We start from the raw sequence: 17,431 nt of genomic DNA on the forward strand, positions 1-17,431 counted from the left end.
ATCATGCCACCACCCCCCATCATGCCACCACCCCCTCCCTCGGAGCATAGACCATTATTATAAATATCAAGCTGATTAATACTCGCCTTGTTTGTCATCATGCCTGAGTGATGTATTGCGGTGACTCCATTTGCACCAAAGACAGGTAGGGAGCTGTAGCTATTATCGGCACTGGGTGAGCACACAACGGTTGTTTGTATTGTCCGTGTATAATTAGCGCTGGCAATATCGGGGTCATAACCACTGGCGGTAATGAGATAGTTTCGTGTTACTGCAGGATTGGTGTCGGTAATGGTATAGGAGAAATCACCCTTGCCTGCCATAGTGGTTGTGACGGCAGCAGTGTAGGGGTTGTCACAATTATTGGATACTTGCGACTTACCGGCTTGCAGCCCCGCCTCTGCTAATAAAAATGCATTATCTGATGAGCGGTGTTCAGTAGAGAGCGCGACATCACCGACGTAGAGTTTGCCTACGACGGATCCAATAACACTGAGAACGATAATGATAGCAATAACCGCAATGAGGCTAACACCGGACTGGCGGGATTTTAGTTTCATGTGGTATCTCTTCATAATATTGTATTTCAAGCCTAGCAGGGTATCGGTCTGTTTTTTACAGACTAAAGCGATTTATGTGCAGTTATAGTTACGCAGGTAAATACTGCTTCGTAGTGGCAGTTCGATACCACTGGCTGAGGTTATTTTGTATTCTATAATGGTTTGTGCACAGAGCCCGTCACTGCTGGCATCATTCAATAGTGTGAAGATGGCATTGCCATTGTTCTGCGAGGCATTCCGTGCGATAGGGTGCCAGTTACTATCTCCTGCGCTTGATTTTCTTTCCAGGCTTGTGCCATTGAGGCGATATTCAACGGTCGGTATTGGACTACTACCCAGCATCTTGAAACGGATGCTGGTGCTTGATGTAATCACCACCTGGCTATCCTGGGCGTTGCGTAATTCCCGTGCTAGACGCTCCATGGGTAGGCGTGCCTGTGGTGTGAGTTCAGATAATTCAGCAGAGACGAGAGCTGCCTTGAGTTGCTGGCCGAGTACCTGGGCAAATATGGCAGAGATAATTCCCAGGATTACGATAACAATAACCATCTCGATCAGAGAGAAACCGGAGGATTTATTGTTGTGGGGGGTTGGTTGCATTCTTTATTGGATAATCAGGGCAGTGGATTGAGCCAGGGAATCACTGGTATTGCTGTCGGTAACAACAACGCTGAGTTGCTTGCACTCATTAGCAAAGGTCGGGCAGGGGGTAACACCTGCAGCAATGGTTAGCACGCTCATATTACGGGAGAAATCGGCATAGCCAATGGTCGTTAGCGCACCTTCATTGTCATCAATAATACTGGCATAACCCAGAGAGTCACTATAGGTGTTGGCCCATGCTTGTTCGATACGTTCTAACGACAGAAATTCTGCCTGCATCATCTTTCGTGGCAGGTGAGCCTTACCCAGGGTGGTGGTATAGATAAGAGCGGTCACCGAGCCAATCATACTTAACAGGACAATGGCAATAATCAGTTCAATCAGGGAAAAGCCGCTATTATGTTTATTCATGGCCCGCTGACCATGCCAGTTTCCGCCTCGATAAAGATAATATAGCTTACTCCATTACCTGATACGGTGGCTTGATTACTTCCCGAGGGTGCACCTATAGAATCAAAACTTATACTAAAGCTGGTGACACTGGCTCCGTCAAGGATATGGCTGGACAGGGTTCCACCGGAGTCACTAATGGTATATTGGCTGGATGAGGTGCTGGCAATCTGTATATTGCTGGAGCGACTAAGCGCCATGGTTTGTGTATAGCGAATATCCTGGGCCAGTTGTCGTGCCAAGGGTTGTATGGTGATGCTATCCGGCCAGCGAGCTACCGCTGTGACAGCGAGGATGCTGATCAAGGTGATTACCATGACCATCTCGATCAGGGTAAAGGCATTTTGTTTGTGCGCGGGTGACAGCATAATGATCTAATCATAAACCGCATCATGATTGTATGCCAATATTGTGATTATATTGATTAATATTTTAAAAACGCTCAAGGTATCGTGATGGGGGACGTTATGTCTCAGGATATTAATTAAAAAACAGCTTTTCGGAGAGATTATATGAATCAAGCAAGATATATAAAGCAGCAGGGCTTTACCTTGATCGAACTGGTTATGGTGATCCTGATTTTGGGTATCCTGGCAGCGACAGCAATTCCCAAGTTTATTGATATGCGTACAGATGCCGCTCTGGGTGCTGTTAAAGGTGTTGCCGGATCATTAGCTGCCGCATCAGCTTTAAATAAGGCAGCACGAACCTTGAATCCTTCAATAGGAGTTACCGTGACAAATTGTACTAGTCTTTCGAGTGCCCTGGATGGAGGACTGGATGTAAAATATACTATTACCTCTTCAGCGATTGCTAATAATGCAACGGCAACCTGTACGGTAACGGGTGAGCAGTCTCAGACAGCCACCTTTATTGGTCATGGTATAACCTAGTTAGTCGCATCAAGATCGATTTAAAAGGCCCGCATCATGCGGGCCTTTTACGTTGGGTCTTTAATGATTCATTGCCGCAGAACCCAGATCCCACATCGGCAGGAAGATGCCGAGTGCCAGCATTAATACTAATCCACCAATGAAGACAATCAGGATGGGTTCAATGGCAGCACTGAGTCCCTTGAGTTCATAGTCCACCTCGCGGTCGTAAAAATCAGCGACCTCCAGCATGAGTTGATCAACGGTACCGGATTCCTCTCCAACAGCCATCATCTGCAAGACCAGTGGGGTGAATATATTGGCAGCAGTGGCACTGCGGGTGAGGCTGTCTCCACGCTCAATGCCTTCTCGAATATAGCGCATTTTAGCGGCAATATAGTCATTATCGGCAGACAGGGCAATGGTGTTCAGTGCTTGCAGAATAGGTACGCCGGATGACATCGCCATGGAAAAGGCACGCATCAGTCGGCTCAAGGTGGCGCGGAGAATAATGCTGCCAACAATGGGTAAGCGGAGTTTGTAGTAGTCCCATTGATAACGCCCTTGTTTGCTATTGATATAGCGGCGTACAGAAAAAAACAGGAGGGTAATGCCTAGCAGGATGTAGGGCCAGAAATTGAGGGTAAAGTTGGAGATGGTGATCAATATCTGTGTTGGCAGGGGGAGCTCACTATCAAACGCCTTGAAGATATCACTGAAGGTTGGAATGACAAAGATATTAATAATAAAGAGCGCTGCGAAAATGGCAATAAAGACCATACTGGGATAACGCAGTGCATCTTTGATACGGTTCATGGTATCTTTTTCACGTTGCAGGTATTCCGAGAGTTGATTGAAGGCTTCATCAAGATTACCCGTCTCTTCACCCACCTTGATCATATTGACAAAGATAGCCGGGAAGGTCTTTGGATAGGTCGACATTGCAGAAGACAGCGGTCGACCGGATTCCAGTCCATCGACCACACCATTGAGTGACTTTGCAAATACCGGGTTAGTAGCAAGTTCGGCTAGACCCTTAAAGGCGCGTACAATGGGTAAGCCGGATTTTAGCAGGCTGTAACTCTGTCGCGAGAACAGGATAAGTTCATCTGTACCGGGCTCCTTTTCATTCATCTTTGCCAATAGATTCTTGAGGATATCGGGCTGAGTCGTCATCGTCTGTTGGGTGATATCAATAGGTGTCACACCATTATTAATTAACTGGCTGGCAACCTGATCTTTATTATCGGCATTGATTATCCCCTCGACCGGGTGCCCGGAAAGGTTACGGCCTTTGTAGATGAAATTAGGCATTAATCAGAATATCCCTAAACAAGATCATTGGCCGAGATATCGCCAGCGATACGTATCACCTCATCAATGCTGGTAATGCCTTGTTGGGCATACTTCAGCGCACAGAGATGTAATGGGTGAAAGTTGTTGGATTTTTTGGCCGTCTCGGCAAAATTGTGGGTGTCCTCATGGGTGATCGCCTGTAGCATGGAGGCATCAATCTCCAGAAATTCATACACACCAATACGACCATGGTAACCGGAGTGATTACAGATATTACAGCCATGGCCTTTTTTATAGCTATAGTGCTGTTCATTATTATTTGTAATGGCTGATATGAAGATTTTGTCTTGTTCGGATAGATTATGATCTTTGGCACAGCCGCTACAGACTTTGCGGATCAGGCGTTGCGAGATAATGCCAACAAGAGCAGAAGCCAGCAGGTAGCCTTTGGAACCCATATCCAGTAGACGATTTACAGTAGCAATGGCACTATTGGTATGCAGTGAGGATAAGACCAGGTGTCCGGTAATGGAGGCACGCAGGCCAATTTCGGCAGTCTCGGCATCGCGGATCTCACCAATCAGGATGATATCGGGGTCTTGACGCAGTGCAGTACGCAATACCTTGCTGAAGGTCAGATTAATCTTTGGGTTGACTTGTACCTGGTTGATCCGCGGCAGGCGGTATTCAACCGGGTCTTCAACCGTGATGATCTTCTTATGGGGATCATTGACATGGCTGAGTGCAGAATAAAGGGTTGTGGTTTTGCCACTTCCAGTAGGGCCGGTCACCAGTATCATGCCGTGTGGAAATTTTAGCAGGCGTTTGAATTGCTGGAGTATGGCATCGGGCATACCCAGGTCATCAATGGCTAGCTGCCCGGTTGACTGGTTCAGCAAGCGCATGACGACCGATTCACCAAATTGTATCGGCATGGTTGACAGGCGCACATCGATATTGTTTTTTTGTATCTTGATGTTAAAGCGTCCATCCTGAGGTTGCCTTTTTTCTGATATATTCAGGCCTGACATTAGTTTTAAACGAGAGACCAGTGCCGGGGCAATCTTAACCTCATCCATGATTTGTTCATGTAGGATGCCATCAATACGCTGGCGTATGCGTAATACCTTTTCATCGGGTTCAATATGAATATCCGAGGCGTTCATCTGTACCGCATCCTCGAACAGAGACTGCAACAGGTGAACAACGGGTGCATCAACAGCCATATCGGCATGTATGATCTGTTCCAGATCCAGATTGGCATCGGCCAGTTCCTCACCCAGGATCTCGGCATAACTGGTGATCTCTCCGGTCTTGCGGTAGATCTGGTCAATGACCTGAATAATCTCTGTCTCGGAGACAATCGCAAGTTGTATCGGTTGTTTGAGGAGCAGAGACAGTTGATCATAGGCAAAGATATCGGTGGGATCAGCCATGCCAATGAGGATGCCATCTTCGCCTTTTGCCAATGGAATGGATCGAAAACGTCGGGCGATCATCTCAGGAATAAGTTTTACAATATCCTTACTGTATTGATAGTGTCTGAGGTTAATTAGTGGGATATGCAGATGCTCGGAAAGAACAGTTAGCATTTGTTCTTCGGTGATGAGTTGCATATTAATCAGAACTTGACCGAGTTTGTGCCCGCTTTTTTTCTGTTCACTCAAGGCATTCTGCAGGTCTGTTTGGTTAATCAGACCTTCATTAACTAACAGGTCACCAACACGAATCTTTTTTTGTTTACTTGTTTGCTTATCCAGATAGGTTTGCAGGGTTTGACTGTTAATCAAATTAAGATTGATAAGGATATGTCCCAGCTTAAGACCGCTGATCTCCTGTTCATGGATGGCAGCATCCAGTTGCTCCTGGGTAATAAGGCCATCTTTTATAAGCAGGTCACCCAGCATACTATTGTTTTTTTGCATTACAAGCTGCCTACACTGATGGTATGCAGGTTGATTTCTACCTGTCCGCCAGCCTCATTACTTTCATATATCAGTTTATCAATGATGAGTCCCCAGGGGTTATTTTCAAGATAATAGATGTATTCAAGGTTATTGAGGTAGCCAGAACTAAAGTTGATATTAATCTCCTGGTATTGATAACGGGATAGCTGATCGTTTTTTTTGCCTTTATTTTCAAATAGAGGTCGGGCATTTTTTTTAGTGAGATCCCTGATCGGTACCAGTGGATTATTAATAATATAATCCAGTGCCTTGTGGGTGGTGGATGCCTTGATAAAAGCAGAGGACTTTTGCTTGATTTGTTGCGTCAGTTGATCAATCTCATTTTGTAAATTGAGGAGCTGTTTTCTGTTTTTATCAGCAGGATTTTTGCCGGTAATATTTTGTGCCGATTCAATATCAATTCCGGTCAGGATAATGGTGTTCTTAAGTTGTTCAATATCATTTAATACGCGGGTGTTTTCAGATGTAACAGATTGGGTCAGGACGATATCGATAATAGAGTAGGAGGCAATAATGGCGACCAGGCCGAGAATAACCTTTTCTCTTAAGGACAAGTTATTAAATGAATTATTTATATTGTCAGTGTTCATGCTTATTCATCAGCGCTCTTATTTATGGGTGCTTATGGTAAAAGAGTAATTGGTATCTTCTTCATTACGTTGTATATCAATCTTCTGAAAGATAATATTTTTTAGCGTCTCATCGGTGGATAATAATCGTATAAATTCAGGTAATAGCTCGGATTTTCGGGTAATCCCTGTTAACGTTATGCTGGATTGGGTACGGTCGATCAATATATTGGTGAGCCATAGTCCGGATAGGGTGTTATTGGCAAGACTATAGATATAAGTGGATATTTTATACTGTTCTGATGTTGCCTTGGTAATGACATCAAGTATTTGGTTTTTTTGTATTCTTTCACGCGCCAGTACCTGTAGTCGTTTACTAATACTGGCATTATCTCCCTGCTGTAAGGGCTGCAGTTTATCCTTAAGCTGATTCAGCTTAGCAACCTGTTTCTCCAGTTTATGCAGGGCTACCAGGTTTTGCTCAAGGATGCTGTCATTATAAAAATAATAGGATAGGTTGATGGCTATGGATACAACAAACAGGGTGATGATATGTGTTAGAGAAAAACGATTTTTATTCTGTTTGTCCTGACCCTGGAACAGATTGATTTGTTGTTTCATAATCAATAGTCCCTCTATGCCTCAGTCTCTTGCGAGTAATCGCGTAGTAGAGATCCGATGGCAGTAATGTATAGGGATTGTTCCTCGTCGGCAATGGCGGTATTGCAAGTAAAGACCTTGTTAATGTCAAAGGCCATAATATTGATATTTAAAATACTGGATAGATACTCTATTAATTCCGGCTTGTGTATTTTGATAGGAGATATTAATAGATTTTGGCAAGGTGCCTGGCCATAGTGGCTTTCGTAATAATCTGTGGAGCGCTGTATTTCGAGAATAATGGTATTAAGGGAATCATTATTGCTCTGATTGATATCCATGCTGTTGTTAATGGAGTCCAGACCAAAATTCAGAGTGCGCGCAAGATAGAGCAGACCTTCTTTTACAATAATAATAGTACTGTGAGTGGCCTCAATATTCAGATAGATCATGCCGGTTTTATGTTGTGGAAATAATGTGCATATATTGCGTAGAGCCAGTTCCTCGATATCAATGACTTGAAGTGCCAGTTTATTATTATTGATAAGGTTGCTGCGTTCCTCAATGGTTTCTTTTTTTGCCGATACGACATAGAGCATCTTTTTTTGATCATCATTATTATATTTATTAGGCATGTCGAATATATCAATAACGGCATCATCCGGCGAGTAATCGATCATGCTTTTTATTTGCCAGCGCATCGCCTGTTGCAATTCATCATCAGGGAGATTAGGTGCCTGCATATTAATAAGCTGGTAGTTTTCTGATTCCAGCACGGTATAGCAGACAGGATTAGTGAGAGCCTGTTCTTGTATCAGGACTTGCAGTGCTTGTTGCTGATCCTTTTGCGAAAGATAGGCTTTATGGGTAGCAAAATTAATACAGGGTTTTTCAAGATGGATATCAGACAGAGATACCATGCATATATTATTCTGTTGCAGGGAGATGCCAATCAGGTCGGTGCTTTTTTCTTTTTTAAGAAACCCCAACATGGTTCAATGAATGTCCTGATCGATGGGCTGAAGAGCCGCAATACGCTGATCAATATATTGCAGGATACGTGGACTAATATTGTTTGTATTGCTGGCATGGTTGAAGGCAGCAAGCGCTTTTTGGCGCTGTCCCTGTTGTTCTTGTGATATACCAAGACCTAGCCACCATAGACCATTATCCGGCATGGATTGCAATGCTACATTGTAATGTTGAATCGCCATGCGGTGTTGAGATAGTCGTTGGTAGATGGCGGCAATAAAGGCATGGTAACCAGCACTATTATTTGTTGAGGCCTGTAGTATATGCAGGGCATCCTGATCCTGTTGTTGTTCGAGTAATAATCTTGCCATCATCATTTCATAGTGATGATGTTGGGGCCATTTTTTTATCGCATTAAGTAGAACGGATTGAGCCTTTGGATAGTCACCCCTTTGTGTATAAATGCTAACCAGTGTCGCTCGTACATCGTGTTGAGCAGGGTTGTCTTCAAGATAGCGGGACAATGTGTTGATGGCTTGATTGTAATCGCCCTTATCAACATAGTTATTGGCATCAGCGATCAGGGTGGATGGTGTAATGATAGGTATTATTTTTTTGGGTTTGATCGCTTTAACAATAGGAGTTATGACGGTTTTTATTTTAGGCTCTGGCATTGGGACAGGCTTAATAACAGCTATCGTTTCAATGTTGTTAACAGCCGGTATAGACGGGGACGGGGGATCCGGAATCTCCGGAACAGGCTTAACGACACTAAGTGCTGGCTTCGGTACCGGTGGCGGTGTTTGTAGCACAGGCTTTGTTATTGTTGTTTTTTGTACCGTGGCCTCTGTCTCCATCCAGAAGTAGATTGATATAAAGGTGACAATAAAAATAACGGTGCCCGCTACTACTAGATTTATGTTGAAAAGGGGTTTGGGCTTGTTATGTGCTTTATGAAGGCCTGGCAAAGGGATGTCGGCGGGTTCTTGAGCCGATTGTCGAGTGTCCAGGTCGCTTAACATCTGATTAATAAGACTCATGATGAATTAACCAGAGAGTAACTCAGGTAAGCAAAAATAGCGCCTGCAGCAATCAGTAAAATTAGTTTAAGGCCCAGAATTATTCGGCTTGCAGGCAATGAGGCATCTTCGGTATCGTCTACTGCCAGTTTTGCATGTTTGCGTGTGATATTGATATCACCTTTACCATAGGCAGCCATTAGTGATTTATGGCACAGAATATTGAGCAGGCGAGGAATGCCTCGGCTGGCATTAAACAAATATTTCAGGGCATCTTTTTTGAAACAGGAGGGGCCATTCCATCCCGCATGGGTGAGTCGGTGTGAGATATAACCTGTGGCTGTTTCGTAGTCTAGTGGTTGCAGGGTGTAGGAAAAGGTGATGCGTTGTTTTAGCTGACGAAATTTTTTCAGGTTCAGGCGTTCATTCAGTTCGGGTTGTCCAAAGAGTACAATCTGAATCAATTTGAATTTCTCTGTCTCGATATTGGTAATTAAACGCAAGGCCTCCAGACTGTCATCAGGCAGTGCCTGAGCCTCATCAATGAGCAGGACGACCTTTTTATCCTGTTTGATTAGAGCAATCAATTTTTCGGTAATCAATTTAACCAGTTTATGTAGGCCGATATTTTCCTGGTGTTCGATGCTGAGTTCATCAGCAAGTGCAATGTAGAGTTCCAGTGGTGGCAAAAAAGGATTCGGTATATAGGCAGTGATAAAGTTATCCGCCATATTTTTTAACAGGGTTCGGCAGAGCATGGTTTTTCCTGTGCCTACCTCACCGGTTATTTTTATAAAGCCATCACCATGCGCCAGTGCGATCAAGATGGTATTGAGAGCCTCTTGATGATTGTTGTCTTTAAACAGGAAGCTGGTATCCGGTGTGATACTGAAGGGTAGTTCCTGTAATGAAAAATGTTTTAGATACATTGTTGATTACTTTTCATGGAGTAGGGGATAGGATTTTTTAATCCATTTTTGCCAGGCATAATCATTATTGACAACAATCGGGCGTATCAAGATAACCAATTCACTTTTTCGGGTGCTTTCTTTTTTATGGGAGAACAGGTTGCCGATAAGCGGGATAGAACGAAGACCAGGGATACCCGCATCATTGCTGCTTATGCTGGTTTTCATCAGGCCGCCAATGGCGATAATTTGACCACTCTGTGCGCGAATGATGCTATCAGATTCACGGATTGAACTAAAGGCAAGGGGTACGCTCATGGTGTTGTTGGCAGTAATATTAATCTGCTTGGTTTTTTCAATAACTTCACTAACGGTCGGATGAATGTGTAGGATGATGCTACCATTTTCATCAATTTGTGGAATAACATCGAGGGCAACACCTGAAAAGAACGGGGTCAGCTCAACATCAACTGTTTGATCCTGGGTTGCCGCTGTTGTGGTGGTGGTACGACTCTCAATATCGGTAACAAAAAATTCATCAGAGCCGACCTTGATAATGGCCTTTTGATTGTTGATGGTTGATATGCGTGGGCTGGATAGAATGTGTACATCCCCTTGTGTGCCCAGTAATTCAATAAAGGCATTAAAGCGGTCAAAGTTAACCGCCAGAGAAAACATGCCACCAAAGGCAGCGGCAGTCGTACCCTGTATAGGTGTGTAATTATTGGGATCAAGGATACCATTATTTCCGGCGATAGACGGGGTGGTGCTACTGCTTAACAGGGTGCCACCACCAACTTGTGCTGCGGTGATGCTACCACCACTATTGAGGGCTGCCCAGTTAATGCCCGATTGATAGCCATCATTGAGTGCAACCTCAATAATCTTGGCTTCAAGAATGACCTGTCGTTGTATGATCGATTGTGTCATCTCCAGAAAGTCTGCGATCTTTCTGATCTCGGAAGGCGTGGCATGCACCATTACAATACCGGATAACGGGTTAACAATGACTCTTTTGTCTTTGTCTTCACCAATGATTGTCTTTAGAGATTGTTCAAGTTCAGGCCAGAAGTCAGAATCAGAACTTGTATTGAGTTCGCTACCAGATACACTGGAGGATGCCAGAGTTTCATTATTGTTGTTGTTTGTATCGGTATCTGATCCAGTGGTGGTGGTTTTTGAGACCTGTCCCGAGCTAACCTGAATCTTTGAGTTGCCACTACGATTAATATTCAGATAATTGATATTGAAGATACGGGTTATCAATTTATTTGACAGCACCTCATAGCCGTTGGTTATTTTCATAAATTCATAACCGTATACGCTGCGTACCATTTTCATGGTCTCGTTCAGGGTGACATTTTTCAGGGTCAGGCTAATATTACCTTTAATGCCTGGGTGAACCACCATATTATAAGGGGTGTCTTTTACCAGACTCATAAAAAAGGCCTTGGCAGGTACATTGTCGGTTATTACATTAAAGCGTGGTTCGGTATTTATAGTGGATTTTTTGTGACTAGAAACAGGGTAGCTTGGTAATAGAGCCTGTGTGATATCAGCCGGTGGTAGAGTAGGTGGTACTATGTTTTTTTTGTTTTGATTAGGTTCTTTAACGGCGGCATGGACTGTCTCCATATTTTGTTTGGGGCGAACCTGATGAGCGGGATGACAGGCATACAGGTTGAGCAGAGCAAACAATATGATCAGTTGTAAAAAATATTTGCTAGTAACGGGTGTCATCTGTATAGAGGATATATTCATTAACGAGGTTCTTTTATTTTTCTGGATTTCAGGGTCAGTATAATGGCTTTTTTATTGCTACCCAGTTTTACAGTGTCTTTGTTAATAGCGATGATTTGAGCATTATTAATCGTATCGCCTGTGGTAAGGCTCTTGCCATTAATAATGGCAATGCGTCGTTGGGGGGCGTGTAGTATGGAATTGAGTATCCATTGCTGTTGATCGGTTTTTTGAACGGCCAGGGTATGGGTTGGAAGCGTCGGATCTTTTAGTTTTGCCTGGAGACCGTGGCTTGACCCTATGAATGTAAAAATCAGGGTGATTGATAAAATGGATGCGCTATATTTAATTAGTTTTATCTTATTTTCCATGCTGTTGTGAGCATAACACATTCATTTAAGTCTTAATGCAATTAGTTTAATTGCAGGCTTCCTCTCAGTTCAGACAGATTGCTCAGTTGATGACGTTGCAGGTAATCAATCAAACCTTGATTGATCTTTTTACAGATCAGCGGGTCATAGAATAGAGCTGTGCCAATACCAACTGTTGTTGCACCGGCAATAATAAATTCCAGTGCGTCTTCTGCACTATTGATGCCGCCTTGGCCGATAATGGGGATATTGTGTACCTTGCAGACTTGATAGACCTGGTGCACTTTTAACAGAGCAATCGGTTTAATTGCTGGCCCGGAAAGACCGCCCTGATTGTTGCCAATAATAGGTTTTCGATTTTCAATATCAATTGCCATGCCCATCAGGGTATTGATGGCAGCAAAGGCATCGGTGCCGGCTTCAATACAGCGCCGGGCATTTTCGGCAATATCGGTTTGATTGGGCGATAGTTTGGTGATCAGTGGTTTGCTGGTTGCCTTGCGACAGGCAGCCACTACGTTGGCAGACATCTCCACGTTATTGCCGAAGGCCACCCCCCCTTCCTTGACGTTCGGGCAGGAGATATTGATTTCAATGGCATCGACGGGCGAATCATCAAAGCGCTGACAGATTTCAGCATATTCCTCAATGGTCGAGCCTGCTACATTAGCGATAAAGCGGGTTTCAGAAAAATCGAGGTCAGGAAGGATTTGGTTGATAACGTGATCCGCTCCCGGATTTTGCAGGCCAATGGCGTTAATCATGCCCATTGGTGTTTCATAGATACGGTGTGGCGGGTTGCCCAGCCGGGGTTCCAGGGTTGTACCCTTGAGGCAGACGGCACCGACATCGTTATTGGAAAAACCAGCAATACGCGTGTATTCTTCTCCAAATCCAACACAGCCAGAGAGTAGTACCTGTGGCGAGTTTAGAGTGAGGCCGCAAAAGTCAGTTATTAATGGATTTTTATCAGTTGGCATGGCTCATCATAGCTTATTGATTAATTCATTTAGATAATACCTTAAGGTGTAGCGATATGTTTCATATTATTTTATATCAACCAGAGATCCCACCTAATACAGGTAATATTATGCGCCTTTGTGCCAACACGGGTTGTCAATTACATCTAATCCACCCGCTGGGTTTTTCGGTGGATGATCGTAGTTTACGCCGTGCCGGTCTGGATTATCGAGATGCTGCGGTGATGAAGGAATATGATAGTTTGCAGGATTGTTTGCAGCAGATACCAGTCACGCGGGTTTATGCTTGTTCAACCAAGGGAGCGCAGTCTTATCATAAGGTTGATTTTGCTGAGGGTGATGCCTTGTTATTTGGTCCGGAGACCCGTGGTCTGCCTGCCGAGGTATTAGACTCTTTGCCAGAAAATCAGGTGATACGGGTGCCGATGCAGGCGAATAGCCGGAGCTTGAATCTATCGAACACAGTTGCCGTTGTTGTTTATGAGGCCTGGCGACAGCAAGGGTTTGGGGGGGAGGTTTAGCCGAGTTCGGGCTTGCGTTCGCGTCCGAGCAGGGCTCGGGCGGCTGCTTGTGGTGCTATATTCTCATAAAGAACACGGTAGACCTGTTCGGTAATGGGGAGTTCAATCTGTAATTTTTTAGCCAGCTTCATCATCTCTTTGGTGGTGTTGGCGCCCTCAACAACTTGTCCGATGGATGCAATGGCCTCATCCTTGCTGTATCCCTGACCAAGAGCCATGCCCAGTTTTCGGTTACGGCTTTGGTTATCGGTGCAGGTCAGGATAAGATCGCCGACACCGGCAAGCCCCATAAAGGTCTCCTGTTTTCCACCAAGTGCGGTGCCGAGTCGGATGAGCTCGGCTAGTCCACGGGTGATGAGTGCGGCACGACTGTTGGCACCCAGACCAAGACCATCGGAGATACCGGCGGCAATGGCGAGAACATTCTTTAATGCGCCACCGAGCTGAACGCCAATAACATCATTGGTAGTGTAGGCGCGTAATGACTTGTTATGCAGTAATTGTGCAACGTTAGCGGCGGTTTCGGAGGAATTAGACGCAATTGCAACCGCTGTTGGTAGCCCGCTAGCAACCTCTCTGGCAAAAGTGGGGCCTGATAATATGGCGATGGGGTGATCCTTGCCGAGTATTTCTTCACCCACCTGATGTAATAGCTTGCCGCTATTCTGTTCAAGGCCTTTGGTCGCAATAATGAGTCGGGATGAGGGTTTTAATAGTCCGTCACAGATTTGTAGCTGACCACGAAAAGCATGGCTGGGAACAACCATGAGCAGGTCGGCTGATCCTTGTAAGCTGTCCTTAATATCTGGACAAATTTGTAGATTGGGTGGAAAGGCAATTTCAGGCAGGTAGGTTGAATTGCAGCGATCTTTCTCTAATTGCTGTAAAAACTCTGGTTTATGCCCCCAAAGGCGTACATCATGCCCATTTTGTGCTAGCAGAATAGCGAGCGCGGTGCCCCATGAACCGGCACCATGAACAGCGATTGGGTGATGTGATGCCATTATACCAGGGGCATTCCGGATTTAATGGGTGACTTCCGGGGTCTCGTTATCACCGTCAGTGGCTGCTTGTTGCTGGGCAGCCATCTGTTGTGTTTTCTGTGCGTATAAGGCCTCAAAATTTAGAGGGGAAAGCAATAATTGGGTAAATCCGCCCTTGGACACCATGCTGGCAGCCGCCTCTGAGGCATAGGGGTAAATCAGGCTGGGCGCATAGCTACCGAGCATGGGGCCTAGTTCTTCATCAGAAAAACCCTTGACCAGAAATAGCCCTGCTTGTTGTACCTCGGCAAGATAGGCGGTCTCATCACTATCTCCGACCTTGGCGGTAACAGTGAGTGACAGCATAACTTCAAATAGATCATTATCCCCTTTTTTAACCTCGCTATTAAGTTGCATATTGAGATTAGGTTTCCACTCCTTGGCAAAGATGCCTGGTGTGTTCGGGGCCTCGAAGGAGGCATCCTTTAAGTAGATTTTTTGCAATTCAAATCTTTTTGTATTTTCGCTATCAGCCATGTCGAGTCCCTGTATATTTGTGAAGTAATTATGCTTTGTTGATGGGTAGGTTGGCATTTTGCCATGCCATGAACCCACCATTTAGATTCTTTAAGTCGTTAAAGCCCAGTTTTTTTAATAGATTGCAGGCCTTTGCTGAACGATGACCGCTACGACAATAGACGATGACTGTCTTGTCAGGGCTCAGTTCACTATGGCGTGTATTGAGTTCGGGTAGCGGGATGTGAGTGTCGTCTTGCAGTGAGCCATTTTTGAGTTCATCGGCGTTGCGCACGTCCAGCAGAGTGATATCCTGTTCATTGCTCAGCTGAATCAATTGCTGAGGGCTGATGTCCGGAAAGCCACGGGTCTTGTGTTGTATTTCACCCAGGATCAGCATGCCAAGTAGCACAGCAAAGGCAAAGGATAGTTCCCAGTGGTTAGTAATGAACTCGCCGAGTTGAATAGTGTCCATAGTTTATATTCTTGAATTGAGTGGGTTAGGGTTGTCTTGAACAAAATACCTGGCGCATCATATCAATGAGTTGCAGGGTGCGGGTATCGCCAATGCGGTAAAAGACCTTATTGGCTTCTTTGCGTGTATTAAGAATGCCCTTGTCACGCAAGATGGCAAGATGTTGAGATATATTGCTTTGCGAGGTGCCTACTTTGGTAACAATTTCCTGTACGCTATATTCTGTGTCGCCTAGTTTACACAGGATGCTCAGACGCAACGGGTGCGACATAGCCTTGAGCGAACGTGAGGCTCGTTCAATATCCTCTGCCTGGGAGAGTAGATCTGCATCAGTGTTTTCACTCATAGTATTACCATTTAACTTATGCGGTTTGATTTATCATATCCTTTATAATTAAAACATTATACAATAATACTGTACTTTAGCGTGGAAATTTTATGCCAAATAATATCAAGCCAGTTGTTTTGTTGATCATGGACGGTTGGGGTTATAGCGAAGACCCTTTCTATAATGCCATTCATGCGGCGAATAAGCCGGTATGGGATGGCCTATGGAGTCAATATCCGCATACCTTGATACGCACCTCGGGTGCGGCGGTGGGTCTGCCCGCTGATCAGATGGGCAACTCGGAGGTCGGGCACCTGAATTTGGGTGCTGGCCGGGTGGTCTACCAGGAGTTTACCCGGGTTAGCCGTTCGATTAAAACCGGTTCTTTCTTTACTAATGCAACCCTGACCGATGCGGTTGATTTGGCAATTGAGAGTGATAAGGCGGTGCATCTTATTGGTCTGTTATCGCCGGGCGGGGTGCATAGTCATGAAGAACATATTCATGCGATGGCTGAGTTAGCGGTTAAACGGGGCTGTAACAAAGTCTATATGCATGCCTTTCTGGATGGTCGTGATACGGCGCCACGTAGCGCGCAGGAATCCCTGCAGCGTATGGATGATAAGTTTGCCGAGCTGGGCGTGGGTTGTATTGCCTCTGTTATTGGTCGTTATTTTGCGATGGATCGGGATCATCGCTGGGAACGAATTAAGTCCTCTTACGATTTGATTACTCAGGGTAAGTCTGCTTATCGCGCAGAAAATGCTGTTGCGGCTCTGCAAATGGCCTATGAACGTGATGAATCAGATGAGTTCGTTCAGGCTACCGCGATTGTGCCCGCAGGTGGTTCAGCGGTGCGGGTTGAGGATGGTGATGTCATCATCTTTATGAATTATCGTTCTGATCGAGCCAGACAAATTACCCGGCCCTTTATTGAACCGGTGTTTGATGGTTTTACGCGTGAATATGTCCCGAAACTGGGGCGTTTTGCCAGTTTGACAGAATATAAGGCCGACTTTGATGTGCCGGTTGCCTTTCCTTCTGAACGTCTACGGAATGTCTTTGGTGAATATGTTGCGAATAATGGTCTGCGTCAGATGCGTATAGCAGAGACCGAGAAGTATGCCCATGTCACCTTCTTTTTTAATGGCGGTGAGGAAGATCCCTTTGAGTGTGAAGATCGCATCCTGATCCCTTCGCCCTCGGTTGCAACTTATGATCTACAACCGGAAATGAGTGCGGATGAATTGACGGACCGTCTGGTTGAGACCATTGAGGGTGGTAAGCATGATGTAATTATCTGTAATTATGCCAACCCGGATATGGTCGGGCATAGTGGTCATTATGAAGCTGCGATTAAGGCGATTGAGTTCCTGGATCAGTGCTTAGGTCGGGTTCTTGTGGCGATACAGCATGTGGATGGCGACCTCCTGATTACTGCCGATCATGGTAATGCAGAAAAGATGCGGGATGAAGACACCGGTCAGCCACATACAGCGCATACTACGAACCCGGTACCTTTGATCTATGTCGGTCATCGGGGGATATTAAATGACACCGGTTCATTGTGTGATATTGCACCCACTATGCTGGAATTGATGCGTCTACCTATCCCGCAGGAAATGAGTGGTAGTAGTTTGATAGAATTTGTTGGTTAAACATTCATACGATAATGATTCACTCAGGCGCTGGGGGTTTCGT

The 17,431-nt window shown here is 45.0% G+C and carries 21 protein-coding genes; 3 read left to right on the plus strand and 18 right to left on the minus strand.

The genetic code is table 11. The annotated features are described in order from the left end of the window. The 4 genes from GXP22_09845 to GXP22_09860 form a co-directional block, all read right to left on the minus strand. Positions 1–560: hypothetical protein (locus GXP22_09845; protein NOX09767.1), on the minus strand; the 560-nt coding region annotated here is incomplete at its 3' end. A gap of 72 nt (positions 561–632) precedes the next feature. Beyond that, positions 633–1,160: a prepilin-type N-terminal cleavage/methylation domain-containing protein gene (locus GXP22_09850; GenBank protein ID NOX09768.1), complete on the minus strand. Its 528-nt coding sequence runs from the start codon at positions 1,158–1,160 to the stop codon at positions 633–635. A 3-nt stretch (positions 1,161–1,163) separates the two neighbouring features. After that, positions 1,164–1,574 (minus strand): prepilin-type N-terminal cleavage/methylation domain-containing protein, encoded by a 411-nt coding sequence (locus tag GXP22_09855; GenBank protein NOX09769.1) that lies wholly within the window; start codon positions 1,572–1,574, stop codon positions 1,164–1,166. Next, positions 1,571–1,981 (minus strand): type II secretion system protein, encoded by a 411-nt coding sequence (locus tag GXP22_09860; protein ID NOX09770.1) that lies wholly within the window; start codon positions 1,979–1,981, stop codon positions 1,571–1,573. Before GXP22_09860 ends, GXP22_09855 begins: the two co-directional genes overlap by 4 nt. Positions 1,982–2,125: 144 nt before the next feature. On the opposite strand from GXP22_09860, the gene GXP22_09865 reads away from it, so the two are divergent. Continuing rightward, positions 2,126–2,506 (plus strand): type II secretion system protein, encoded by a 381-nt coding sequence (locus tag GXP22_09865; protein NOX09771.1) that lies wholly within the window; start codon positions 2,126–2,128, stop codon positions 2,504–2,506. A gap of 60 nt (positions 2,507–2,566) precedes the next feature. Here GXP22_09865 and GXP22_09870 read toward each other — a convergent pair whose 3' ends face one another. Genes GXP22_09870 through GXP22_09915 form a run of 10 tightly spaced genes read right to left on the minus strand, consistent with a single transcriptional unit; the run spans position 2,567 to position 12,907 of the window. Continuing rightward, positions 2,567–3,799 carry a type II secretion system F family protein gene (locus GXP22_09870; GenBank protein NOX09772.1) on the minus strand — a complete coding sequence of 411 codons (1,233 nt, stop codon included), beginning with the start codon at positions 3,797–3,799 and terminating at the stop codon, positions 2,567–2,569. 14 nt (positions 3,800–3,813) lie between these two features. Continuing rightward, positions 3,814–5,688: a Flp pilus assembly complex ATPase component gene (cpaF, locus tag GXP22_09875; GenBank protein ID NOX09773.1), complete on the minus strand. Its 1,875-nt coding sequence runs from the start codon at positions 5,686–5,688 to the stop codon at positions 3,814–3,816. 17 nt (positions 5,689–5,705) lie between these two features. Beyond that, a complete protein-coding gene (locus GXP22_09880) occupies positions 5,706–6,338 on the minus strand; it encodes a hypothetical protein (GenBank protein NOX09774.1) in 633 nt (210 codons plus the stop codon). 18 nt (positions 6,339–6,356) lie between these two features. Further along, entirely contained in the window at positions 6,357–6,938 is a 582-nt protein-coding gene (locus GXP22_09885; GenBank protein ID NOX09775.1) for a PilN domain-containing protein, read from the minus strand. Positions 6,939–6,952: 14 nt separating this feature from the next. Continuing rightward, positions 6,953–7,909: a pilus assembly protein PilM gene (locus tag GXP22_09890; GenBank protein NOX09776.1), complete on the minus strand. Its 957-nt coding sequence runs from the start codon at positions 7,907–7,909 to the stop codon at positions 6,953–6,955. A 3-nt stretch (positions 7,910–7,912) separates the two neighbouring features. Continuing rightward, a complete protein-coding gene (locus GXP22_09895) occupies positions 7,913–8,929 on the minus strand; it encodes a tetratricopeptide repeat protein (GenBank protein NOX09777.1) in 1,017 nt (338 codons plus the stop codon). After that, complete coding sequence (locus GXP22_09900) at positions 8,926–9,837, minus strand: AAA family ATPase (protein NOX09778.1); 912 nt, start codon at positions 9,835–9,837, stop codon at positions 8,926–8,928. Before GXP22_09900 ends, GXP22_09895 begins: the two co-directional genes overlap by 4 nt. Positions 9,838–9,843: 6 nt before the next feature. Further along, positions 9,844–11,577, minus strand: a complete 1,734-nt coding sequence (mshL, locus tag GXP22_09905; protein ID NOX09779.1) for a pilus (MSHA type) biogenesis protein MshL — start codon at positions 11,575–11,577, stop codon at positions 9,844–9,846. Next, a complete protein-coding gene (locus tag GXP22_09910) occupies positions 11,577–11,927 on the minus strand; it encodes a hypothetical protein (protein NOX09780.1) in 351 nt (116 codons plus the stop codon). Before GXP22_09910 ends, mshL begins: the two co-directional genes overlap by 1 nt. Positions 11,928–11,968: 41 nt before the next feature. Beyond that, entirely contained in the window at positions 11,969–12,907 is a 939-nt protein-coding gene (locus tag GXP22_09915) for a dihydroorotate dehydrogenase (GenBank protein NOX09781.1), read from the minus strand. Between the two features lie 56 nt (positions 12,908–12,963). On the opposite strand from GXP22_09915, the gene trmL reads away from it, so the two are divergent. Then, positions 12,964–13,428, plus strand: a complete 465-nt coding sequence (gene trmL / locus GXP22_09920; protein ID NOX09782.1) for a tRNA (uridine(34)/cytosine(34)/5-carboxymethylaminomethyluridine(34)-2'-O)-methyltransferase TrmL — start codon at positions 12,964–12,966, stop codon at positions 13,426–13,428. On the opposite strand, the gene GXP22_09925 is transcribed toward trmL, so the two are convergent. Genes GXP22_09925 through GXP22_09940 form a run of 4 tightly spaced genes read right to left on the minus strand, consistent with a single transcriptional unit; the run spans position 13,425 to position 15,748 of the window. Next, positions 13,425–14,432, minus strand: coding sequence for an NAD(P)-dependent glycerol-3-phosphate dehydrogenase (locus tag GXP22_09925; GenBank protein ID NOX09783.1), 1,008 nt, complete (start codon positions 14,430–14,432; stop codon positions 13,425–13,427). The two genes, trmL and GXP22_09925, sit on opposite strands and share 4 nt — an antisense overlap. Before the next feature lie 21 nt (positions 14,433–14,453). Next, on the minus strand, positions 14,454–14,948 hold the full coding sequence (gene secB, locus GXP22_09930) for a protein-export chaperone SecB (GenBank protein ID NOX09784.1): 495 nt from the start codon (positions 14,946–14,948) through the stop codon (positions 14,454–14,456). A 28-nt stretch (positions 14,949–14,976) separates the two neighbouring features. Next, positions 14,977–15,402: a rhodanese-like domain-containing protein gene (locus tag GXP22_09935; protein NOX09785.1), complete on the minus strand. Its 426-nt coding sequence runs from the start codon at positions 15,400–15,402 to the stop codon at positions 14,977–14,979. A 25-nt stretch (positions 15,403–15,427) separates the two neighbouring features. Beyond that, positions 15,428–15,748, minus strand: a complete 321-nt coding sequence (locus GXP22_09940; GenBank protein NOX09786.1) for a winged helix-turn-helix transcriptional regulator — start codon at positions 15,746–15,748, stop codon at positions 15,428–15,430. 92 nt (positions 15,749–15,840) lie between these two features. On the opposite strand from GXP22_09940, the gene GXP22_09945 reads away from it, so the two are divergent. Next, the gene (locus tag GXP22_09945; protein NOX09787.1) at positions 15,841–17,388 is read left to right on the plus strand and encodes a 2,3-bisphosphoglycerate-independent phosphoglycerate mutase; all 1,548 of its coding nucleotides are present in this window, start codon (positions 15,841–15,843) and stop codon (positions 17,386–17,388) included. Positions 17,389–17,431 lie beyond the last annotated feature (43 nt).

The sequence above is a fragment of the Gammaproteobacteria bacterium genome, from assembly GCA_013151035.1.
Classification (GTDB): Bacteria; Pseudomonadota; Gammaproteobacteria; order JAADJB01; family JAADJB01; genus JAADJB01.